The organism is Janthinobacterium sp. EB271-G4-3-2 (genome assembly GCF_020858035.1).
In the GTDB taxonomy this organism is placed as follows: domain Bacteria; phylum Pseudomonadota; class Gammaproteobacteria; order Burkholderiales; family Burkholderiaceae_D; genus Janthinobacterium; species Janthinobacterium aestuarii.
Map to the genome: position 1 here is coordinate 44,445 of NZ_JACYMG010000017.1, position 22,851 is coordinate 67,295.

General features: G+C 63.1%; 19 protein-coding genes and 1 other RNA gene. 18 read left to right on the forward strand and 2 right to left on the reverse strand.

The features are described 5' to 3' along the window. Window positions 1-5: 5 nt before the first annotated feature. On the reverse strand, window positions 6-1,709 hold the full coding sequence (locus IGS55_RS26130; protein ID WP_230519064.1) for a thiamine pyrophosphate-binding protein: 1,704 nt from the start codon (window positions 1,707-1,709) through the stop codon (window positions 6-8). 198 nt (window positions 1,710-1,907) lie between these two features. Here IGS55_RS26130 and rnpB point away from each other — a divergent pair. From rnpB to IGS55_RS26215, 17 genes are all read left to right on the forward strand, one after another. Further along, window positions 1,908-2,247, forward strand: an RNA gene (gene rnpB, locus IGS55_RS26135) — RNase P RNA component class A. Window positions 2,248-2,909: 662 nt separating this feature from the next. Further along, a complete protein-coding gene (gene mraZ, locus IGS55_RS26140; RefSeq protein ID WP_034748899.1) occupies window positions 2,910-3,338 on the forward strand; it encodes a division/cell wall cluster transcriptional repressor MraZ in 429 nt (142 codons plus the stop codon). Between the two features lie 9 nt (window positions 3,339-3,347). Next, window positions 3,348-4,319 (forward strand): 16S rRNA (cytosine(1402)-N(4))-methyltransferase RsmH, encoded by a 972-nt coding sequence (rsmH, locus tag IGS55_RS26145; protein ID WP_230519063.1) that lies wholly within the window; start codon window positions 3,348-3,350, stop codon window positions 4,317-4,319. Further along, window positions 4,316-4,585, forward strand: coding sequence for a cell division protein FtsL (ftsL, locus tag IGS55_RS26150; protein WP_034748894.1), 270 nt, complete (start codon window positions 4,316-4,318; stop codon window positions 4,583-4,585). The genes rsmH and ftsL overlap by 4 nt, the downstream gene beginning before the upstream one ends. Then, entirely contained in the window at window positions 4,585-6,363 is a 1,779-nt protein-coding gene (locus tag IGS55_RS26155) for a peptidoglycan D,D-transpeptidase FtsI family protein (protein ID WP_034748891.1), read from the forward strand. Before ftsL ends, IGS55_RS26155 begins: the two co-directional genes overlap by 1 nt. Window positions 6,364-6,371: 8 nt before the next feature. Continuing rightward, on the forward strand, window positions 6,372-7,880 hold the full coding sequence (locus IGS55_RS26160) for a UDP-N-acetylmuramoyl-L-alanyl-D-glutamate--2,6-diaminopimelate ligase (RefSeq protein WP_230519062.1): 1,509 nt from the start codon (window positions 6,372-6,374) through the stop codon (window positions 7,878-7,880). Window positions 7,881-7,891: 11 nt separating this feature from the next. Then, window positions 7,892-9,322 carry a UDP-N-acetylmuramoyl-tripeptide--D-alanyl-D-alanine ligase gene (locus IGS55_RS26165; RefSeq protein ID WP_230519095.1) on the forward strand — a complete coding sequence of 477 codons (1,431 nt, stop codon included), beginning with the start codon at window positions 7,892-7,894 and terminating at the stop codon, window positions 9,320-9,322. A gap of 2 nt (window positions 9,323-9,324) precedes the next feature. After that, entirely contained in the window at window positions 9,325-10,500 is a 1,176-nt protein-coding gene (mraY, locus tag IGS55_RS26170; RefSeq protein ID WP_034748886.1) for a phospho-N-acetylmuramoyl-pentapeptide-transferase, read from the forward strand. Further along, window positions 10,500-12,056: a UDP-N-acetylmuramoyl-L-alanine--D-glutamate ligase gene (gene murD, locus IGS55_RS26175; protein WP_230519061.1), complete on the forward strand. Its 1,557-nt coding sequence runs from the start codon at window positions 10,500-10,502 to the stop codon at window positions 12,054-12,056. The genes mraY and murD overlap by 1 nt, the downstream gene beginning before the upstream one ends. Then, window positions 12,056-13,267, forward strand: a complete 1,212-nt coding sequence (gene ftsW / locus IGS55_RS26180) for a putative lipid II flippase FtsW (RefSeq protein WP_046683352.1) — start codon at window positions 12,056-12,058, stop codon at window positions 13,265-13,267. Before murD ends, ftsW begins: the two co-directional genes overlap by 1 nt. Next, a complete protein-coding gene (gene murG / locus IGS55_RS26185; RefSeq protein WP_230519060.1) occupies window positions 13,264-14,358 on the forward strand; it encodes an undecaprenyldiphospho-muramoylpentapeptide beta-N-acetylglucosaminyltransferase in 1,095 nt (364 codons plus the stop codon). The genes ftsW and murG overlap by 4 nt, the downstream gene beginning before the upstream one ends. A gap of 10 nt (window positions 14,359-14,368) precedes the next feature. Beyond that, complete coding sequence (gene murC / locus IGS55_RS26190) at window positions 14,369-15,772, forward strand: UDP-N-acetylmuramate--L-alanine ligase (protein WP_058050719.1); 1,404 nt, start codon at window positions 14,369-14,371, stop codon at window positions 15,770-15,772. A 1-nt stretch (window position 15,773) separates the two neighbouring features. Beyond that, on the forward strand, window positions 15,774-16,742 hold the full coding sequence (locus IGS55_RS26195) for a D-alanine--D-alanine ligase (protein WP_230519059.1): 969 nt from the start codon (window positions 15,774-15,776) through the stop codon (window positions 16,740-16,742). Between the two features lies 1 nt (window position 16,743). Then, complete coding sequence (locus IGS55_RS26200) at window positions 16,744-17,556, forward strand: cell division protein FtsQ/DivIB (RefSeq protein WP_128141357.1); 813 nt, start codon at window positions 16,744-16,746, stop codon at window positions 17,554-17,556. A 45-nt stretch (window positions 17,557-17,601) separates the two neighbouring features. Beyond that, complete coding sequence (ftsA, locus tag IGS55_RS26205) at window positions 17,602-18,834, forward strand: cell division protein FtsA (RefSeq protein WP_010394955.1); 1,233 nt, start codon at window positions 17,602-17,604, stop codon at window positions 18,832-18,834. A gap of 154 nt (window positions 18,835-18,988) precedes the next feature. After that, the gene (gene ftsZ / locus IGS55_RS26210) at window positions 18,989-20,197 is read left to right on the forward strand and encodes a cell division protein FtsZ (protein WP_034784974.1); all 1,209 of its coding nucleotides are present in this window, start codon (window positions 18,989-18,991) and stop codon (window positions 20,195-20,197) included. 258 nt (window positions 20,198-20,455) lie between these two features. Next, the gene (locus tag IGS55_RS26215) at window positions 20,456-20,962 is read left to right on the forward strand and encodes a peroxiredoxin (RefSeq protein ID WP_058050716.1); all 507 of its coding nucleotides are present in this window, start codon (window positions 20,456-20,458) and stop codon (window positions 20,960-20,962) included. A gap of 140 nt (window positions 20,963-21,102) precedes the next feature. On the opposite strand, the gene IGS55_RS26220 is transcribed toward IGS55_RS26215, so the two are convergent. Further along, on the reverse strand, window positions 21,103-21,870 hold the full coding sequence (locus tag IGS55_RS26220; RefSeq protein ID WP_230519058.1) for a class I SAM-dependent methyltransferase: 768 nt from the start codon (window positions 21,868-21,870) through the stop codon (window positions 21,103-21,105). Between the two features lie 104 nt (window positions 21,871-21,974). On the opposite strand from IGS55_RS26220, the gene IGS55_RS26225 reads away from it, so the two are divergent. Further along, window positions 21,975-22,745: a helix-turn-helix transcriptional regulator gene (locus IGS55_RS26225; RefSeq protein WP_230519057.1), complete on the forward strand. Its 771-nt coding sequence runs from the start codon at window positions 21,975-21,977 to the stop codon at window positions 22,743-22,745. Window positions 22,746-22,851 lie beyond the last annotated feature (106 nt).

Below are 22,851 nucleotides of genomic sequence, written 5' to 3' on the forward strand. Positions count from 1 at the left end.
GGAGCTTATTTGGCCGCCTGCGCTTTTTCCGCCGTGGCGCGGATGGTGGCCAAGGTCGCGTTCGGCGTGATCAGGTTGCCGTCGTAGCGCAGTTCGATCAGGGCCGGCAAGTTGTGCGCTTTGGCGTGCGCCAGCGCCCGTTGCAGGGCAGGGGCGAACTCTTCTGTCGTATTCACCACTTCGCCATGCGCGCCATACGCTTGCGCCAGCGCCGCGAAATCCGGGTTGTGCAGGGTCGTGCCCGACACGCGGCCCGGGTAGTCGCGCTCCTGGTGCATGCGGATGGTGCCGAACATCTGGTTATTGAAGACGATGATGACCACGCCCGCCTGGTATTGCACGGCCGTGGCCAGTTCCTGGCCATTCATCATGTATTCGCCATCGCCGGCAAAGGTGATCACGGTGCGTTCCGGATGCACGATCTTGGCCGCCACGCCCGACGGCACGCCGTAGCCCATGGCGCCGTTGGTCGGCGCCAGCTGCGTGCGCATGCCGCCGTAGCGGTAGAAACGGTGGGCCCACGAAGCGTAGTTGCCGGCACCGTTCGTCAGGATGGTGTCGGACGGCACTTGCGCCATGATGTCCTGCGTTACTTGCCACAGGTCCAGCGGCGCCTGGCCATCCTGGAAGATGGGCGGGCGCTCCTGGTAGGCGGCCAGCTCGGCCTTGGCTTCGGCCGCAGTATGTTTCCATGCGGAAGCGTCGACGGGGGCCATGGCGGCCAGCATGGCGCACACTTGCGGCATGCCGCTGTTGATCATCAGCTCGGCCTGGTAGACGCTGCCCAGTTCCTCGGCATCCGTATGGATGTGCACGAGGCGCTGGCGCGGCACGGGCGAGTCGAACAGGGTGTAGCCGCCCGTCGTCATTTCGCCCAGGCGCGGGCCGATGGCGATCACCAGGTCGGCATTTTTCACGCGCGCGGCCAGTTTCGGGTTGATGCCGATGCCGACGTCGCCGATGTAGTTCGGGTGCGCATTGTCGAGCAAGTCCTGGAAGCGGAAGGCGCAGGCGACGGGCAGGTGGTTGCTTTCCGCGAACTGCTGCAGGTCGGCGCACGCTTGCGGCGTCCAGGTGGTGCCGCCCAGCAAGACCAGCGGCTGCTTCGCGGTGGCCAGCATGCCGCGCAGCTGCTGCAATTGGGCGCTGGACGGCGCCGCTTGCACCGGCTGGTAGGCGCGCGTGTCGGCCACCGTGGCCAGCGAGATGAGCATGTCTTCCGGCAGGGCCAGCACGACGGGGCCGGGGCGCCCGCTGGTGGCCACCTGGAAGGCGCGCGCCAGGTATTCGGGAATGCGTTCGGCGCGGTCGATCTGTGCCACCCACTTGGCCATCTGGCCGTACATGCGGCGGTAGTCGATTTCCTGGAACGCTTCGCGGTCGACGAAATCGTTGCCCACCTGGCCGATGAACAGGATCATCGGGGTGGAATCCTGGTAGGCCGTGTGCACGCCGATCGAGGCATTGGTGGCGCCCGGGCCGCGCGTGACGAAGCAGATGCCCGGCTTGCCCGTCAGCTTGCCGTAGGCTTCGGCCATGAAGGTGGCGCCGCCTTCCTGGCGGTTGATGATGAAGCGGATGCCCGAGTCGTGCAGGGCGTCGAGCACGTCCAGGTAGCTTTCGCCAGGCACGCCAAAAGCGGTGTCGACACCGTGGATCTGCAGGGCATCGACCAGGATCTGGCCGCCGGTACGGGGTTGTTGCGTCATGTTCGGCTCTTTATATTCTAGTGGGTGGCAAAGTAGTGGGGCAAGCGGTGCGCATGCGCCTGCATGCAAGCAGCTTGCCTCATTCTATGTGAGCCGATTTGGCCCGGCTTTTGAAATGGCGACACCGAATTACACAATCCCCCGGCTGGTGCGGCGCGCTTTTGCAGAAATCTGCTGCGGCGCGGTACAATGGCGGGTGAAGCAGGCCAGACAGTCGCTGGCCGGCGCAGCAATGCGCTGGCGGGAGGAAGGTCCGGACTCCATAGAGCGGGGTGACGGTTAACGGCCGTCCGCTGAAAGCCGCAAGGTATAAGGCGAGGAATAGGGCCACAGAGACGAGCGTATTAAGTTACGGTGAAACGCGGTAACCTCCACCTGGTGCAATTTCAAATAGGCACGCGATGATGCTGCTCGCGGAGCGTGCGGGTAGAAAGCTTGAGCGCCCGAGTAATCTGGCGCCTAGAGGAATGACTGTCATAGCGCCGACCTGCAAGGGAGGGCGCCGTAACAAAATCCGGCCTATCGGCCTGCTTCACTTGAGTTTCCGCTCTCTGGCTTGCCAGGGAGTATCTCGGCCGCGGCGCTTTGATCGCTGCGCGCCGCCCAAAAGCCCCCGCAACGGGGCTTTTTTTGTTTCTAAAAATAGAGCGGCGCAGATAAAGTTGTATAGACAACTTAAAATGAACAATTGGTTAAAGTTTCTTGGTTTTAATTAATTGCTGCATTGCAAAAATAGTTTTCCCGCGTCAGGCCAGCCCCTGAAAACTGGGCCGGTACGCGCCGTGGACGATTATTTTTTGCTTTAAACCAAGTCTTTCGCGGTGCTTGATTGCTGTTGTGCCTGGATGAGGAAATTATTGTCATGTGTCAACTAACTGTAAAAAATTCAATTATTTGATTTCGTTTTTTTCGATGTTTACGGTAGGAAAACACATGTGTGCAGATGAGGTACCACATTCACTATCTTTCATAAGTATCTAATTTATCGATATATTTTTATTTGAGACTCCTTCAACGATATGCGCTAAGTCCTTAATTTCATTAATAAAATTCCTGTTTTGCCAATCGGAAACCGCTTGACCACTATCTTTGCTTCCTCTAAAGTGGGCAACTGTGTGAAAAAGTGTGTTTTTGTGGGAAATTTTCCCTTTTCATCGCGATGCGCAAGCGTCGCAACCCAAGCTCAAAAAAAGGTCTTTCGTGTTTCAAGGCGCGTCCGCAATCAATCTCGATGCCAAAGGCAGGATGTCTATCCCTGCCAAGCACCGTGACGCGCTGGCGATTCAATGCGAAGGCCGTTTGACCCTGACCAAACACCCCGATGGCTGCCTGCTGTTTTTCCCCCGTCCCGTGTGGGAAAGCCACCGCCAGCAAATCGCCGCCTGGCCCATGTCGGCGCGCGCCTGGCAGCGCATCTTCCTCGGCAACGCCGTCGACGTCGAGCTGGACTCGGCCGGCCGCGTGCTGATCTCGCCCGAATTGCGCAATGCCGTCGGGCTGGCGCGCGAAGTCATGATGATCGGCATGGGCAGCCACTTTGAAATATGGGATGCCGCCAAATTGGCCGACAAAGAACAGCAGGCGATCGATGCCGGCACCCCCGATGTACTTTCCAATTTTTCTTTCTAAGGCTCCGTAATGACACAACTCACGGTGCCGGAATTTCAGCATCGCACGGTGCTGCTCGATGAAGCGGTCGATGCCCTCGACCTGACGGGCGACCGTGCGCACGGCGTTTACGTCGATGGCACGTTTGGCCGCGGCGGCCATAGCCGCTTGATTTTGTCGCGCCTGGCCGATGACGCGCGCCTGATCGGCTTCGACAAGGATTTGCAAGCGATTGCCACTGCCGAACAGATCGCCGACCCCCGTTTCCAGATCGTCCATGACAGCTTTGCCACCATGACGGCCAGTCTGGCCGAGCGCGGCGTGCGGCAGGTGGACGGCATTTTGCTCGACCTGGGCATCTCGTCGCCGCAGGTCGACGACGCGGCGCGCGGTTTCAGCTTCCGCAACGACGGACCGCTGGACATGCGCATGGATACCACGCGCGGCATCTCCGCGGCCGAATGGCTGGCCGTGGAAACCGAGCAGAATTTAGAGAAAGTGATACGCGATTATGGGGAAGAACGGTTTGCTTTTCAGATTGCAAAGGCGATTGTTGCTGGCCGGGCAGTCCAGCCAATTTCAAGCACACGACAGCTTGCCGGCATCGTGGCAGGCGCCGTCAAGACCCGCGAGAAGGGTAAGGACCCCGCTACCCGCACCTTTCAGGCAATCCGCATTTTCATTAACAAAGAGCTCGAGGATCTCGAGATCGGTCTGAACCAGGCGTATGCCTGCCTGGCGCCCGGCGCGCGCATGGCCGTGATCAGTTTTCATTCGCTGGAAGACCGCATGGTCAAGCGCTTCTTCGCCTCGAAGGCGAACGTGGAGCAGCCTGACCGCCGCCTGCCGATCCGCGCGGTCGACTTGCCGCAGCCGGAAATGAAGCTGATTTCGAAAATGAAGCCGTCCGACGCCGAGATCGAGGGCAATCCCCGTTCGCGTTCGGCCGTGATGCGCGTGGCGCAGCGTTTGCCCATTCCAGCTATTGGCGGCGCCCGATGACTGGCAAGCTGTGTGTCGTGCTGTCGGCCCTGCTGGTGTGCTGCGGCCTGTCGCTGGTGAACGCGCAGTACCAGTCGCGCCACTTGCTGATCGATCTGGAACGCGCGCAAGCGCTGTCGCGCCAGCTCGACATCGACTGGGCGCAACTGCAGCTGGACCAGTCCACTTTGGGCAAGCATGAACGCATCGAATCGATCGCGCGACGCGACCTGAGCATGACGCCGCTGACGGCGGCGCGTACGCAATACCTGACGGAGGGCGAATAATGAAGTTGGGCGGTAATAGCAACGGCCGGGTGGCGGCATCGAAAGGCGTGCCATTCTCGAAGAACCCCGTACTGGCGGTGCGTTTGCCCGTCTGGCGTTCGCGCGTCGTGCTGTTCCTGCTGTTCTTCGCTTTCGCCGGCCTGGGGGCGCGCGCCCTGTGGCTGCAGGGCGTGTCGACGCAGTTCCTGCAAAAGCAGGGCAAGGCGCGCTATGAGCGCACGCTGGAATTGCCGGCCACGCGCGGCAAGATCACCGACCGCAATGGCCAGGTGCTCGCTTCGTCCGTGCCCGTGAAAGCCATCTGGGCCATTCCCGACGACGTGCTGCAGGCGTCGCCCGAAAAAATCAATGCGCTGGCCGGCCTGCTGGAAATGAACGTCAACGAATTGCGCAAGAAGCTCGATTCGGACCGCAGCTTCGTTTACCTGAAACGCCAGGTCGAAATGGACGTGGCCGACAAAATCTCCAAGCTGGGCATCGACGGCATCGACGAGCGCAAGGAGTACAAGCGCTTTTATCCGCAGGGCGAAGTGATGACCCACGTGGTCGGCTTTACCAACGTGGAAGACGTGGGCCAGGAAAGCATGGAACTGGCGCAGCAGAAGACCCTCGTCGGCACCACCGGCAGCCGCCGCGTGATCAAGGACCGCCTGGGCCACATCGTCGAAGACATCGGTTTCATCCACGAACCGCATGACGGCAAGGACCTCACCCTGTCCGTCGACAGCAAGATCCAGTACATCGCCTTCACGCAGCTGAAGGAAGCGGTGGAGAAATTCAACGCCAAGGCCGGCGGCGCCGTGGTGCTCGACGTGCATACGGGAGAAGTGCTGGCCCTGGCCAATTACCCGAGCTACGACCCGAACGACCGCCGCAAGCTCACGGGCCAGCAGCTGCGCAACCGCGTCATGACCGATACCTTCGAACCCGGTTCGACCCTGAAGCCGATCACGGTCTCGCTGGCGCTCGACACGGGCCGGGTCAAGCCGGGCACCCTGATCGACACGGGCCCGGGCCGCTACACCATCGCCGACCGCACGATCACCGACACCAAGCCGCACGGCGTGATCAATGTCTCGGAAATCATCGAGATGTCGTCGAACATCGGCACCTCGAAAATCGCGCTGGGCATGCCGTCGCAGGAAATGTGGGAAATGTTTACCAAGGTGGGCTTTGGCCAGCAGCCAAAATGGGGTTTTCCCGGCGCCGTGGCCGGCCGTGTGCGTCCATACAAATCGTGGCGTCCGGTGGAACAGGCCACCATGAGCTACGGTAACGGCATTTCCGTGTCGCTGATCCAGCTGGCGCGCTCCTATATGATGTTCGCGCGCGATGGCGACACGATTCCGCTGTCGTTCCAGAAGGTCAATGAACTGCCCGTGGGCCAGCAAGTGATCAAGCCGAAGACGGCCGCCGAAATGCGCGCCATGCTCGAACTGGTCGTCTCCGGCGCGCACGGCTCGGCCAAGCGCGCCCAGGTTGCCGGTTACCGCGTGGGCGGCAAGACGGGTACCGCCTATAAAGTGGAAAACGGCCGCTATGCGATGCCGCGCAAATACATCGGCTCTTTTGTGGGCATGGTGCCGATGTCGGCGCCGCGCTTCATCATTGCCGTGATGATCGATGAACCGACCGGCCCCGCCCACTATGGCGGCCAGGTTGCCGCTCCCGCTTTCGCGGCGATTGCGACCAACGCGCTGCGCGCGATGAACGTACCGCCCGATTCCTCCGTTACCGAAATCGTGGTCCCGGCCAACGCCGGCCCGGAGGCCATGTGAAGTCACTCATGACCATACAAGACATCAGTTTGTGGATCAAAACGGCTGCCCCGTCCGGGCAGCTGACGTCCGATTCGCGCCGCGTGCAGCGCGGCGACGTGTTTTTCGCCTATGCCGGCGCCACCGATTTCATCGCCGCCGCCATCGCGCAGGGCGCCGCCGCCATCGTGCATGACGCCGTGGAATGGAACGCCGCATGGAGCGTGCCGCACCTGCTGGTCAGCGACCTGAAACGCCTGGCCGGCCCCGTGGCGCATGCTTTTTACGGCATGCCCGACAGCGCCATGTTCAGCGCCGGCGTGACGGGCACGAATGGCAAGACCTCGTGCGCGCTGTGGCTGGCGCAGGCGCTGGCGCGCCTGGGTGTAACGTCGTCCGTCATCGGGACGTTGGGCGTGGGCCTGTGCAAGCCGCGCGGCGCCATCGAATTCGACGTCACCGGCTACACGACCCCGGACGCCGTGCTGCTGGCGCGCAAACTGGCCGCCATGCGCGACGCTGGCGCCAAGGCCGTCGCCATCGAAGTGTCGTCGATCGGCCTGGACCAGGAACGTGCTGCCGGCATGCATTTCGACGTCGCCATGTTTACCAATCTGACGCGCGACCACCTCGACTACCATGGCGACATGGCGGCTTACGAGGCGGCCAAAGTAAAACTGTTCGACTGGCCCGGCCTGAAAACGGCCGTCATCAACCTGGACGACCCCATGGGCCTGCGCCTGGTGCGCCACGTGGATGGCAAGCTGGCGGGCGAATATCCGGTCATTGGCTACACCTTGCAGGATGCGACGGCCTTGCCCGACTTGCCGGGCGTGCTGATGCTGCGCGCCAGCCAGTTCCGCAGCCGGAATGCCGGCACCGACTTCCATCTGGAATGCGCGCTCGGTGTGGCGCTGGTCAAGACGCAACTGGTGGGCCACTTCAATATCAGCAACGCGCTGGCCGTGCTGGGCGCCTTGCTGGCGCACGGCACCGGCCTGCGCGCCGCCATCGACGGCATCGAATCGCTGCAGCCGGCCCCGGGCCGCATGCAGCAGGTGGGCGGCCAGGAAGCGCCGATGGTCGTCATCGATTACGCGCATACGCCGGACGCGCTGGAAAAAACCCTGGCTGCCTTGCGCCAGGTGGCGCAGGAACGGGGCGGCCAGCTGTGGTGCGTGTTCGGCTGCGGCGGCGACCGCGATCCGGGCAAGCGCCCGCAGATGGGCGCCATCGCGCAGCTGGCCGATCACGTGCTCGTCACCAGCGATAATCCGCGCAGCGAAGATCCGCACGCCATCATCGCGCAGATCGTCGCCGGCATGCGCGCCGATGGCCCGCAGCCGCAAGCCATCGAAGACCGCGCCGCCGCCATCCTGTCGGCCATCAAGCACGCGGCCAAGCCGGACGTGATCCTGTTGGCGGGCAAGGGCCATGAACCGTACCAGGAAATCAAGGGCAAGAAACTGCCGTTCTCCGACGCCGACCATGCGCAGCTGGCCCTGTCCGCGCGCCTGACGATGATGAGGACGAACTGATGGATCGCCTCATGCATGCAAGCCTGACGGAACTGATGCCATCGCTGCAAGGCGCGCAGCTGACGGGCGACGCCGTTTTTGACGGCGTGTCCACCGACAGCCGCAGCGCCCCAGCCGGCTCGCTGTTCGTCGCCCTGCGCGGCGAGAGTTTCGACGCCCACGACTTCCTCGACCAGGTGGCCGCGCGCGGCGTCGCCGCCGTGGTGGTCGAGCGCCTGCCCGAAGGCTGGGACAGCGGCAAGGTGCCGGCCATCGTGGTGGCCGATACCCTGGCTGCGCTGGGCCGCATCGCCAACCATTGGCGCGGCCGCTTCGATGTACCCGTCATCGGCGTCACCGGCAGCAATGGCAAGACCACCGTCAAAGAGATGATTTCGTCCATCCTGGCGGCGGCCTTCGGCGAAGAAGCGCGCCTGGCTACGCGCGGCAACCTGAATAACGAGATCGGCGTGCCACTGACCCTGTTCCGCCTGAGCGAGCAGCACAAGGCGGCCGTCATCGAGATGGGCATGAACCATCCCGGCGAGATCGCGCGTCTGGCCGCGATTGCCGCGCCGACCCTGGCCATGGTCAACAACGCGCAGCGCGAACACCAGGAATTCATGCATACGGTCGAGGCGGTGGCGCGCGAAAACGGCGCCGCGCTGGCTGCCCTGGCAAACGATGGCGTGGCCGTCTTCCCGCATGGCGACGAATTCACGCCACTGTGGCGCGAACTGGCCGGTGCACGCGCCGCCATCACCTTCGGCCTGTCGAAAGAGGCGGACGTCAGCTGCACGCACCGCGCGGCCGAGGATTTTGGCAGCGACCTGTTCGTCAGCGTGCGCGCGCAGGACGGCAGTCTGCGCCAGTTCTTTGTCGGCTTGCAGGCGGCCGGTGAACACAATGTGCGCAATGCGCTGGCTGCCGTGGCATGCGCCGTTGGCGCCGGCATCGCGCCGGAACATATCAAGCAGGGCCTGGAGGCGTTTTCTCCCGTGAATGGCCGCCTGCAGAAAAAACGTGCCGCCAATGGCGCCACCATCATCGACGACACGTATAACGCCAATCCGGATTCGGCGCGCGCGGCCATCGATGTGCTGGCGCAGGCCGCGGCACCGCGCATCCTGGTGCTGGGCGAGATGGGCGAAGTCGGCACGCAGGGGCAGCAGTTCCACGAAGAGATCGGCGCCTACGCCGCCGCCAAAGGCATCGAACACGTGCTGGCGACGGGCGGCCTGGCGCGCCATCTGGTCAATCCGGCGCAAGCTGCCGCGAGCCAGGAATCGGGCACGGTCGTGGAGTATTTCGAACAGTTCGACGGTTTGCTGGCGGCGCTCGATGCGCATTTGTCCGGCCGTTCGGATGCAACAGTATTAATCAAGGGCTCCCGTTTCATGAAGATGGAACGGGCCGTGCAGCATTTGATTGGTTCAAACAACAATAACAAGGAAGCTCACTAATCATGCTGCTCTGGCTCGCTCATTATTTCCAGGACGACATTGGCCCATTGCGGGTCTTTAACTTCATCACGTTCCGCGCCGTCTTCGCCACCTTGACGGCGATCCTGATCGGCCTGTGCGCCGGTCCTGCCGTGATCCGCATGCTCACGCGCATGAAGGTCGGCCAGGCCGTGCGTACGGACGGCCCGCAAACGCATCTGAAAAAACATGGCACGCCCACCATGGGCGGTGTGCTGATCCTTATCGCCATCGGCATTTCCACCCTGCTGTGGGCCGACCTGTCGAACCGCTTCATCTGGCCGGTCTTGATCGTCACCCTGGGCTTTGGCGCCGTCGGCTGGGCCGACGACTACCGCAAGGTGGTGCACCAGGACCCGGAAGGCATGCGCTCGCGCGAAAAATACTTCTGGCAGTCGCTGATCGGCATCGTCGCCGCGTTTTACCTGGCGTTTTCCGTCTCCGTGTCGGAGCCTGACGCGGGCCACGTGTGGAATCTGATCTACGCCTGGGTGCAGTCGGGCTTCGCCATGGACCTGCCGCCGAAGGCCGACCTGATCGTCCCGTTCTTCAAGACCATCAGCTATCCGCTGGGCGTGTGGGGCTTCATCGCGCTGACCTATTGCGTCATCGTCGGCACCAGCAACGCCGTCAATTTCACCGATGGTCTCGATGGCCTGGCCATCATGCCGACCGTGATGGTGGGCACGGCCCTGGGCCTGTTCGCCTACCTGACGGGCAACGCCACCTATGCGCGCTACCTGTTCATTCCGCACATCCCGGGCGCCGGCGAACTGGTGATCTTCTGCGGCGCGCTGGCCGGTTCCGGCCTGGCCTTCCTCTGGTATAACACGCATCCCGCGAAAGTGTTCATGGGCGACGTGGGCGCGCTGGCACTGGGCGGCGCACTGGGCACCATCGCCGTCATCGTGCGCCAGGAAATCGTCCTGTTCATCATGGGCGGCATCTTCGTCGTCGAAACGCTGTCCGTGATCATCCAGGTCGTCTGGTTCAAGTACACCAAGAAGCGCTATGGCGCGGGCCGCCGCGTCTTCCTGATGGCGCCATTGCATCACCATTTTGAACAAAAAGGCTGGAAAGAGACGCAGGTTGTCGTGCGTTTCTGGATCATCACCATGATGCTGGTGCTGCTCGGCCTGACCACCTTGAAGCTGCGCTGATGATGTACGACGCTAAAACCGCACTGGTACTGGGCCTCGGCGAATCGGGGCTGGCCATGGCCCTGTGGCTGGCCCGCAGCGGTGCGCTAGTCCGCGTGGCCGACACGCGCGAGGCGCCCGAGCGCCTGGCCGCGCTGCAGGCCGCCGTGCCGCAGGCGCAATTCATCGCCGGCGCTTTTACGGCCGACCTGCTCGATGGCGTCGATTTCGTTGCCGTCAGCCCCGGCCTGGCGCCGGGCCGCGAACTGGCGCACATTGCGCCGGCCGCTGCTGAAAAAAATATCCCCGTGTGGGGCGAGATCGAACTGTTCGCGCAGGCGCTGGCCGCGCTCAAGGCGGAACGCGGCTATGCGCCGAAAGTCATCGCCATCACGGGCACGAATGGCAAGACGACCGTCACCAGCCTGGTAGGGCTGCTGTGCGAGCGCGCGGGCCTGGCAACGCGCGTGGCAGGCAATATCAGCCCGGCCGCGCTCGACGTGCTGCGTGAAGTGCTCGATGCCGAGCCCGCGCCGCAGCCCGTGGATGCGGAAGCTGAAGCGGCCGAACCCGTCGCCAGCCCATTGCCGCAAGCGTGGATCCTGGAATTGTCCAGCTTCCAGCTGCACACGACGTTCAGCCTGCAGGCCGATGCGGCCACGGTCCTGAATCTGTCGCAGGACCACCTGGACTGGCATGGCGACATGGCCGCCTACGCAGCCGACAAGGCGCGTATCTTCGGCGAGCAGACCGTGCGCATATTGAACCGCGACGATGCGGCCGTCATGCACATGGCCGATCCGCTGACCGAGACGATCACCTTCGGCACGGGCGAACCGGCGGAAGTGGACAGCTTTGGCCTCGTCAATGAACGCGGCATCTTCTGGCTGGCGCAAGCCGTGCCCAGCGAAGAAGTGATCGAGAAAAAGCGCAAGAAGAACGATCCGGCGCCGGAACCGGTGCCGACGATGGCGAAGAAACTGATGCCGGCCGACGCGCTGAAAATCCGCGGCCAGCACAACGCCTCGAATGCGCTGGCGGCGCTGGCCCTGTGCCGCGCCATCGGCCTGCCATTCGCGCCGCTGCTGCACGGTTTGCGCGAATACCAGGGCGAGCCGCACCGCGTGGAGCTGATCACGGCAGTCAATGAAGTCGAATACTACGACGACAGCAAGGGCACGAACGTGGGCGCGACGGTGGCGGCCCTGTTCGGCCTGGGCAAGGCGTTTGGCGGCGCGGAACAGCGGTTGGTGCTGATCGCCGGCGGCGACGGCAAGGGGCAGGATTTCTCGCCGCTGGCCGAACCCGTGTCGCGCTATGTGCGCGCCGTGGTGCTGATCGGCCGCGATGCGCCTGCGCTGCGCGCGGCCCTCGAGCCGGCCGGCGTGGACATCGTCGATTGCAGCACCTTGCCCGAAGCCGTCAAGCGCGCCAGCAGTCTGGCGCTGGCCGGCGATGCCGTGCTGCTGTCGCCCGCGTGCGCCAGCCTGGACATGTTCAAGAACTATGCGCACCGCGCGCAGGTGTTTGTCGACGCCGTGCGCGACATCGCCCTGGAAAACGGACAGGATATCTGATGGCCTTCCAACTGCCCTTCAGCTTTGGTTCCGGCTCGGCTGCCAAGCCGCTGGATAGCCGCGCGCGGCAGTCGAAGATGATGGATTACGACAAGCCGCTGGTGTGGGTGGTCCTGCTGCTCATGTTGCTGGGCATGGTGATGGTGTATTCGGCTTCAATCTCGCTGTCGGATGCGCGCAAGTTCGCCGCCTACACGAACAATTATTTCGTCGTGCGCCAGGCGCTGTTCATCGGCGTGTCGATCATCGTCGGTGCGCTGGTGTTCCGCATCCCCGTCGCCACCTGGCAAAAGATCGCGCCGTGGCTGTTCATCGGCACCCTGGTGCTGCTGGTGATGGTGCTGATACCGGGCCTGGGCGTGTCGGTCAACGGCGGTCGCCGCTGGCTGAACCTGCCGGGTCTGCGGCCGCAGCCGTCCGAGCTGATGAAGGTGGTGATGGTGCTGTACGCGGCCGACTACACGGTGCGCAAGCAGGAATACATGCACAAGCTGACCAAGGGCTTCATGCCGATGGCGCTGGCCGTCAGCTTCGTCGGCTTGCTGCTGCTGATGGAGCCCGACCTGGGCGCCTTCGGCGTGATCGTCTGCATCGCCATGGGCATCCTGTTTCTGGGTGGCGTCAACGCCATCTGGTTCGGCGGCATCGGCGCCATGCTGACGGCGATCTTCGTCACCATCATCGCCTTGTCGAAATTCCGCCGCGAGCGGTTTTTTGCATATCTCGATCCATGGCAGGAAGACAATGCGCTGAACAAGGCTTACCAGCTGACACACTCCTTGATCGCCTTCGGGCGCGGCGAACTGTTTGGCGTGGGCCTGGGCGGCAGCGTGGAAAAACTGCACTACCTGCCCGAAGCGCATACGGACTTCTTGCTGGCCGTGATCGGCGAGGAACTGGGCCTGGTGGGCGTGCTGATCGTGATCGGCATGTTCTACTGGATTATCAAGCGGGCCTTCGACATCGGCCGCCAGGCGATCGCCATCGACCAGACCTTTGCGGGCTTGACGGCGAAGGGTATCGCCATCTGGATCGGCGTGCAGACCTTCATCAACATGGGCGTGAACCTTGGCCTGCTGCCGACCAAGGGCCTGACCTTGCCCTTGATGAGCTATGGCGGCACGGGTGTACTGATTAACTGTATCGGCCTGGCGATTTTGCTGCGCATCGATTACGAAAACCGGATCCTCATGCGCGGAGGCCGGCTATGAACAACGTGACGAACTTGAAAACGACGAAAAGACTGATGATCATGGCGGCCGGTACCGGCGGCCATATCTTCCCGGGCCTGGCGATTGCGCAGACGATGCGCGCGCGCGGCTGGGAAGTGAGCTGGCTGGGCACGACCCACGGCATGGAACAGGATCTGGTGCCGAAGAGCGGCATTCCCATGGACGCCATTGCGTTCTCGGGCATGCGCGGCAAGGGCCTGGCGCACACGATCAAGGGCGGCTTCAAGATGCTGGCCAGCTTCTTCGCCATCCGCCGCTTCATCGCGCGCCGCAAGCCGGACGTGGTGATGGGGATGGGCGGCTACGTGACCGTGCCGGGCGGCCTGATGGCGCGCCTGAAGGGCGTGCCGCTGGTGCTGGTCAATGCCGACGCGGCGCTGCTGTTGTCGAACAAGACCCTGGTACCGCTGGCGCAGCAGGTGTGCTTCGGTTTCCCTGCCGATTTCGGCAGCGCCGCCGGCAAGGCCGTCGTCACGGGCAATCCCGTGCGCGCCGAGATCCTCGCGATGGCGCCGCCGACCACGCGCTTCGCGGGCCGCAGCGGACCGTTGCGCATCCTCGTGGTGGGCGGCAGCCTGGGCGCGAAAGCGCTGAACGACAATCTGCCTGCCGCGCTGGCGTTGATGCCGGAAGCCGAGCGTCCGCTGGTGACGCACCAGTCGGGCAAGAAGAATATCGACGCCCTGCATGCCGCGTATGCGCAGGCGGGCGTGCAAGCCAATGTGGTCGACTTCATCGACGACATGGCCATGGCATATACCGAGGCCGACCTGGTGATTTGCCGCGCAGGCGCCATCACCCTGTCGGAATTGACGGCGGCCGGCGTGGCCAGCGTGCTCGTACCGCTGGTGGCGTCGACCACCAGCCACCAGCGCGACAACGCGCAATGGATGGCAAAACAAGGCGCGGCGATTCATCTGCCGCAAACGGAAATGAGTGCGGCGTCGCTGAGCACATTGCTGGCGTCCTTGACGCGCGATACCTGCCAGCACATGGCGCAAGCGGCGCTGGCAGCAGGCAAGCGCGACGCCAATGAGGCGATCGCACACGTATTGGAAAAACTGGCATGAGGTTAGCTCTGTGAAGCATAAAGTAAACAATATCCACTTTGTCGGCATTGGCGGCAGCGGCATGAGCGGCATCGCCGAAGTGCTGGTCAACCTCGGCTACAAGGTGTCGGGCTCCGACCTGGGCAGCAATGCGGCGACGCAGCGCCTGGCGAGCCTGGGCGCGACCGTCATGCTCGGCCACGCGGCGGAAAATATCGGCGACGCCGATGCGGTGGTGACGTCGGGCGCCGTCCCGCAGGACAATCCGGAAGTGGCGGCCGCACGCGCGCGCAAGATTCCGCTGGTGCCGCGCGCCGTGATGCTGGGCGAGTTGATGCGCCTGAAGCGCGGCATCGCGATTGCCGGCACGCACGGCAAGACGACGACCACCAGCCTCGTCGCTTCCGTGCTGGCGCAAGGCGGTCTCGATCCGACTTTCGTCATCGGCGGCCGTTTGACCAGCGCCGGCGCGAACGCCAAGCTGGGCTCGGGCGACTACCTGGTGGCCGAAGCCGATGAATCGGACGCCTCGTTCCTGAACCTGACGCCGATGATCGAAGTGATCACGAATATCGACGCCGATCACATGGACACCTACGAGCACGATTTCGAAAAACTCAAGCAGGCTTTCGTGCAGTTCACGCACCGCCTGCCATTCTATGGCCGCGCCATGCTGTGCATCGACGATCCGCACGTGCGCGCCATCATCCCGTTCGTCACCAAGCCCGTCACCACTTATGGTTTCGCGGAAGACGCGCAAGTGCGCGCCATCAATGCGCGCGCCGTGGGCCTGGAAATGCACTTCACCGTGCTGCAGGAAGGCTATCCTGACCTCGACGTGGTGCTGAACCAGCCCGGCATGCACAATGTGCAGAATGCCTGCTCGGCGATCGCCATCGCGCGCGAAATCGGCATCGCCGACAGCGCCACGCAGCAGGGCCTGGCCGAGTTCTCCGGCGTGGGCCGCCGCTTCACGCGCTATGGCGACGTGGCGCTGCCGAACGGCGGCAGCTTCGCGCTGGTCGACGATTTCGGCCACCATCCGGTGGAAACGGAAGTGACCCTGGCCGCCGCGCGCGCCGCCTATCCGGGCCGCCGCCTCGTGCTGGCGTTCCAGCCGCACCGCTACAGCCGCACGCGCGACCTGTTCGAGGATTTCGTCAAGGTGCTGGGCGCGCCCGACGTGCTGCTCTTGTCGGAGGTGTATGCGGCGGGCGAAGCGCCCATCGTCGCCGCCGACGGACGTGCCCTGGCGCATGCGCTGCGCGCGCGCGGCAAGATCGAACCGATTTTCGTCGAGTCCATGAAGGACATGGCCGACACCATCATGAGCGTGGCGCGCGACGGCGACGTCGTGCTGACCATGGGCGCGGGCTCGATCAGCGGCATCCCGCAACAACTGACAACGTATCCATCCAACACTGTAAAGGCCTGATGTGAACCAAGCTTCAGCTATCGACGTAAAACAATTGGGCAAGGTCGGCGTCCTGTTCGGCGGCCGTTCGGCCGAGCGCGAAGTGTCGCTGATGTCCGGCGCGGGCGTGCTGGCCGCATTGAAAAGCCATGGCGTGGATGCGCATGGCTTTGATACGGGCGAACGCAGCCTGGCCGAACTGGCCGCTGAGCGATTCGACCGCGTCTTCATCGCGCTGCATGGCCGCTTCGGCGAAGACGGCAGTCTGCAGGGCGCGCTGGAACAGCTGGGCATTCCCTACACGGGCAGCGGCGTGATGGCCTGCTCGGTGGGCATGGACAAGATTTACACCAAGATGATCTGGCTGATGCATCAACTGCCGACGCCGAAGTACGCGGTGCTGGACGACAGCTCCGACCTGGCCAAGGTCGCCGCGGAACTGGGCTTGCCGCTGATCGTCAAGCCGCCGCATGAAGGTTCGAGCATCGGCATCACGACGGTCAACGAAGCGCCGGCCTTCCAGGCCGCCTACGACATCGCCGCCGGCCTCGATGATTCGGTGCTGGCCGAGGAATTCATCAAGGGCCGCGAGTTCACCGTCGCGATCCTGGGCAAGGGCGCCGCGGCGCGCGCGCTGCCGCCGATCGAAATCGTCGCGCCGCAAGGAAATTACGATTACCAGAACAAGTACTTCACGGACGATACGCAGTATTTCTGCCCGCCGCAGCTGGATGGCGCGATCATCGCCGAAATGGAACGCATCGCCCTGGCGGCTTACCGCGCGCTCGGCTGCGAAGGTTGGGGACGGGTCGATGTGCTGATGCGCGCGGCCGACAGCAAGCTGTTTTTGCTGGAGGTCAATACCTCGCCAGGCATGACGGGTCACTCGCTCGTGCCGATGGCGGCGCGCGCGGAAGGCACCAGCTATGAAGACCTGTGCCTGGAAATCGTCGCCGGCGCAAGCCTGAAAATGCACAAGGGACAGCGCTGATATGTGGCATGACGCTAAAAGCCTCAATACGACCGCCAACGGCTTGCTGGCCGCGGTTCTGGTCGTGTGCGTGGCCGCCGGCGTCTGGTGGGTGTCGCAGCGTCCCATGTTCGACCTGCGCACGATCAAGGTGGAAAGCGCGGACGACAAGGGCCTGCGCCACGTGAATTACCTGACCCTGCGCAGCGGCACTTTGGGCCGCATCAAGGGCAATTTTTTCACGACCAACCTGGAAAGCGTGCGCGGCGTGTTCGAATCGGTGCCCTGGGTGCGCCGTGCGAGCGTGCGGCGCGAGTGGCCGAACCAGCTGATCGTGGCGCTGGAAGAACACGAGGCACTGGGCACCTGGGGCGAGGATGGACGCCTGCTGTCGGTCAAGGGCGACGTGTTTACGGCGAATGTGGCCGAAGCCGAAGACGACCATGAATTGCCTGCGTTTGCCGGTCCCGATGGCAGCGAAAAAGAAGTATTGGCCACCTATGTGCAGCTGGCAAAGTGGTTTGCGCCGCTGAAGATGGTGCCGGAAACGCTGTCGCTGTCGAGCCGCTATGCGTGGACCGTGAAACTGAACAACGGCATGAGCGTGGCGCTGGGACGAGAGCAGAATCATACGACCCTGAAGGCGCGGGTCGACCGGCTGGTGGGCATCTATCCGCAGCTGGCGAGCCGGCTGGAAAATATCGACACGATCGATATGCGCTACCAGAATGGCCTGGCGCTCAGTTCCGCCGGTCTGGTGATACCGGCCGAAGGCAAGGATGGCAAGCCAGTGATCAAGAAGAAAAACAGCAGTCCGATTAAAAAACCGGCTTAACCGAATACCCAATTAATTAATAGCCCAAAAAACTAGGCGAAAGAAATGACAAAAGACGCGAAAAACCTGATCGTCGGCCTCGACATCGGCACCTCGAAAGTGGTGGCGGTGGTAGCCGAAGTGATGTCCGACGGGCGCCACGAAGTGATCGGGCTGGGCCAGCACGAATCGAAGGGCCTGAAAAAGGGCGTGGTGGTCAATATCGAGGCCACGGTGGAGTCCATCCAGCGCGCGCTGGAAGAGGCCGAGCTGATGGCCGACTGCAAGATCCGCAATGTGTACGCGGGCATTGCGGGCAGCCATATCCGCAGCTTCAATTCCAGCGGCATGGTGGCCATCAAGGACAAGGAAGTGACGGCGACCGACGTGGCGCGCGTCATCGAGACGGCAAAAGCGGTTAACATTCCGACCGATCAGCAATTGCTGCACACGGTGCCGCAAGAGTTCATCGTCGACAGCCAGGAAGATGTGCGCGAGCCTATCGGCATGAGCGGCATCCGCCTGGAGGTGAAGGTGCATATCGTCACCGGCGCCGTGTCGGCGGTGCAGAACATCGTCAAGTGCGTGCGCCGCTGCGGCCTGGAAGTGTCGGACCTGATCCTGCAGCCGATGGCGTCCGCCGATGCGGTGCTCACGCCCGACGAGAAGGAACTGGGCGTGGTGCTGATCGACATCGGCGGCGGCACGACCGATGTGGCGGTATTCTCCGATGGCGCGATCCGCCATACGGCAGTCATTCCCATCGCCGGCGACCAGATCACCAACGACATCGCCATGGCCTTGCGCACCCCGACCGCGGAAGCGGAAGAAATCAAGATCCGCTATGGCGTGGCCAAGCAGGTCCTGGCCGACCCTGGCGAATCGCTGGAAGTGCCTGGCCTGGGCGACCGCGGTCCGCGCAACCTGTCGCGCCAGGCGCTGGCGGCAGTGATCGAACCGCGCGTCGAAGAGCTGTTCGCCATGGTGCACCAGGTGGTGCGCGAATCCGGTTATGAAGGCGTGCTGTCGTCGGGCATCGTGCTCACGGGCGGCACGTCCATCATGCCCGGCATGGTGGAAATGGCGGAAGATATTTTCCTGAAACCGGCGCGCCTTGGCACGCCCGAGTATCGGGGCCAGCTGGCCGACGTGGTGCGCAGTCCGCGCTATGCCACGGTATTGGGCCTGCTGCTGGAAGCGAAGAAGCAATACCTGCGCGGCCACATCGTGACGCGTCAGGACGGCTCGGTGAAGGCAGTCTGGCAGCGCATGAAGGAATGGTTTTTAGGGAATTTTTAAGGGCATGATTTACGCCCGGCAGTACAGGTTTTTTGGCAGCATCGCAGGTACACACACATAACTTAATTTTATATTTAACCGCAGTTTTCAATCTCCAGTTCTCCTACCAATATGAGGCCTGGCGCTTGGAAACCGCATCTGATAGGAGCACATCATGGAGTTCGATATGGTCGATAACACAGCTTTAGGTACCGTCATCAAGGTCGTCGGCGTCGGCGGTGCGGGTGGCAATGCAGTCCAACACATGATCAACAAAGGCATGTCGGGCGTGGAATTCATTGCCGCCAACACCGACGCACAGGCCCTGTCGACATCGAAGGCCCACAACATCATCCAGATCGGCGATACCGGTCTGGGCGCAGGCATGAAGCCTGCCGTCGGCCGCCAGCTGGCCGAAGAGTCGCGCGCGCGCATCGCCGATTCGCTGCGCGGCGCGCACATGGTCTTCATCGCCGCCGGCATGGGCGGCGGCACCGGTACGGGCGCCGCTCCCATCGTGGCCGAAGTGGCCAAGGAACTGGGCGCGCTGACGGTGGCCGTGGTCTCCAAGCCATTCTCGTACGAAGGCCAGAAGTGCATGGACATCGCCGACGAAGGCCTGGAGCAGCTGTCCCTGCACGTCGATTCGCTGATCATCATCCTCAATGAAAAACTGGAAGAGATCTACGAAGACGAAAGCATGCTGGAATGGATGCAGCATGCCGATGATGTGCTCAACAACGCGGTGGCCGGCATTGCCGAGATCATCAACGTGCCTGGCCATATCAACGTCGACTTCAACGACGTGAAAACCATCATGGGCGAGCAGGGCAAGGCCATGATGGGCACGGCGACGGCGTCCGGCGTCGACCGCGCGCGCATCGCCGCCGAACAGGCTGTCGCTTCGCCGCTGCTGGATGGCATCGATCTGTCCGGCGCGCGCGGCGTGCTGGTCAACGTCACGGCCAGCCGTGGCTTGAAAGGCAAGGAGATCAAGGAAGTCATGGCTGCCGTGCGCGCGTTTGCCGCGCCGGACGCGTCGATCGCGCAAGGTATCGCCTACGACGACGCCATGGGCGACGATATCCGCGTTACCGTGGTGGCGACGGGCCTGGGCCGCGCGAAGAAAAACATCCAGCTGGTACCGCAGCAAGTGCTGCGCACCGGTACCCACAACAGCCCGCTGACCCCGTCGGCTGCCATGGGTAGCGCGCAAGCGGCGACGACGACGGTTGGCGTGGCCACGCCGGCAGCCGGTTTCGACGGCATGAAGGCACCGGCGGTATGGCGCCGCGAATCGGCTTCCGAGCAAGTGCGCGCGATGGAAAAGAATGGCATGGAGACGTACGACATTCCAGCCTTCCTGCGCAAACAAGCCGATTAAGCGCAGTGAAAAAAGCCCATGGCGGCGTTGCATAGCCTTGCCCTGAGCATTTTTCATGCGCTTCAATATGGAAAAGGTGATCTGATGTATGCAACGATGACGGCGGCCTGAGGGCCGCCGTTTTTTTTGCCGGTTTTTGACTTTTGACTTTGCCTTTGCGGCCATTTTCTGCGCAAATGCGGCAAGTCAGGCATACTATCGCGCAGTGTCGGCATCATGCCGGCAGAACCCTCAACCGACAGTACACAAGGAGTCAACATGACCATCAAGATCGGCGACACCCTGCCAGAAGGCACCCTGGCCGAATTCATCGAAAGCGAAACCGAAGGTTGCGCACTGGGCCCGAACACGTTCAACGTGCAAGACCTGGTCAAGGGCAAGAAGATCGCCATCTTCGGCCTGCCAGGCGCCTATACCCCGACCTGCTCCGCACAGCACGTGCCGGGCTACGTGCAGCACGCTGCCGACCTGAAAGCCAAGGGCGTCGATGAAATCTGGTGCATCTCCGTTAACGACGCCTTCGTGATGGGCGCCTGGGGCCGCGATCAGAAAGCCACCGGCGTCGTGCGCATGATGGCTGACGGCAATGCCGCCTACAGCAAGGCACTGGGCCTGGACGCCGATTTCTCCAAGCACGGCATGGGCACGCGCTCGCAGCGCTACTCGATGCTGGTCGACAATGGCGTCGTGACGCAATTGAACGTCGAGCAGGGCGGCAAGTTTGAAGTGTCGAATGCGGAAACCTTGCTGGGCCAGCTGGCCTAAGCAGATCGTAGGTCGGCTTAGCGCAGCGTAAGCCGACGAGCTGCGTTCGCACCGCGTTTGCTTCTGCATTGTTGGATTACGCGCTGCGCGCTAATCCAAGCTACGCAAAAAAAACGGCGCCATCGGCGCCGTTTTGACGTTTACTGTACCGACGGTTTCCTTGCCTCGAACATGGCCGCATCGATGCTGAATGAATAATCGTCCTGCAGCGCGAAATATTTTCTCGCTTCCTCGGGCGCGCCATCGAACAGGTTGCGGATGGCCGCCACTCTTTCGCTTGGTGTGCGCATGCGCGCCACCCACTCGTCGAACTGCATGGTCAGTTTCCACACGCTGCGCAAGCTGTGCGTGAATCCCGCGTTGTTGAACTTGGCGCCCCATTCGCAGGTGCGGTAGTCGCGCACGTGCGAGGCGTCGCGCAGCATTTCCACCGCCTGCAAGGTGCTGTCGTACAGGGCCGTCTTGGGCGCGACGATATCGATCACGAGCAAGGTGCCGTTCGGACGCAGCACGCGCCACGCTTCCGCCAGGGCCGCGGCCACGTCGTTCCAGTGGTGCGCGGAAAAGCGCGTGACGACCATGTCGAAGCTGGCGTCGGCAAACGGCAGGCGGGCCACGTCGCCCTGCTGCGTGCTGATGTTGTGCAAGCCGCGCTGCGCCCTGGCGTGGTCGACGACGTCGAGCATGGGCTGCGCCAGGTCGTAGGCGACGACCGATTGCGCCACGGGGGCGACGGCAAAGCTGGCGTGGCCGGCGCCGCAGCCCAGGTCCAGGACGACGGGCTTGCCGTGGCGGCGCGCGCATTCCTGCATCAGCACCAGGTCGGCGCCTTGCGCGTGGACGGCGCTGCTCAGGTAGGCATTGGCTGTCTTGCCAAACTGTTCGGTAACGACATCGTGCTGCTGCATGGTTTTCTCCTGGTGATGGGTGAGTTCCTGCAGAATAAGGATAAAATTATCCTGTAACAAGGCCATAACTTATACTGGTATATCCACTACCATGCATCCATGCCATGTCGAATAAACTTGCTGAATTCATCCGCGCCCGGCGCGAAGCCGTCACCCCCGCCATGGCTGGCTTGCCCGGTGGCGGGCGGCGGCGCACGCCGGGCTTGCGGCGCGAAGAGCTGGCGCAGCTGTGCGACGTCAGTCCCACGTGGCTGACGTGGCTGGAGCAGGGGCGGCCCGTGTCGGCCTCGGCCAAGATGCTGGCCCGCCTGGCGCAGGTGCTGCAGCTGAGCGCGGCCGAGCGCGCCTATCTGTTCGAGGTGGCTGACAAGCATGACCCCAGCCATGGGGCAGGCGAGGGCGGTGGGCCTGCCAGCGCCGAACTGGCCGCCATCGTGTCCGCCATCGACGCGCCCGCGTACGTCCTCGACCGCGCATGGAACGCCGTGGCGTGGAACGGGGCGGCGTCCACCTTGTTTGCGGGCTGGCTGCATGACGACGGGGATGCACCGAACCAATTGCGCTTCATGTTCCTGGACGCGGGCGCGCGCGATCTCGTCGTCGGCTGGCCCGAGCGGGCGCAGCGGCTGGTGGCGGAATTCCGCGCCGATATCGGCCGGCAGGCGGACCAGGCGCCGCTGGCCGGCCTGATCGCGGAACTGGCCGGCGCCAGTGCGCAATTTCGCCAGTGGTGGGGCGCGCAGCAGGTGCAGGGCCGCGATGGCGGCTTGCGCCAGTTTCAGCATGCGCAACAGGGGCTGCTGGCATTCAACCAGGTGACCTTGCACCTGGCGCGCCGGCATGAATTGAAACTGGTGATGCTGTTGCCTGTGTAGTTGCTCCTTTGAAAATGTAAAATGGCCGCGCTTGCTATAATCGGCTTGATGGTGTGGCCTTGCCATGCTGTCCTGGCTCCGGCCGTCGCCATGATGACGGTCCCGT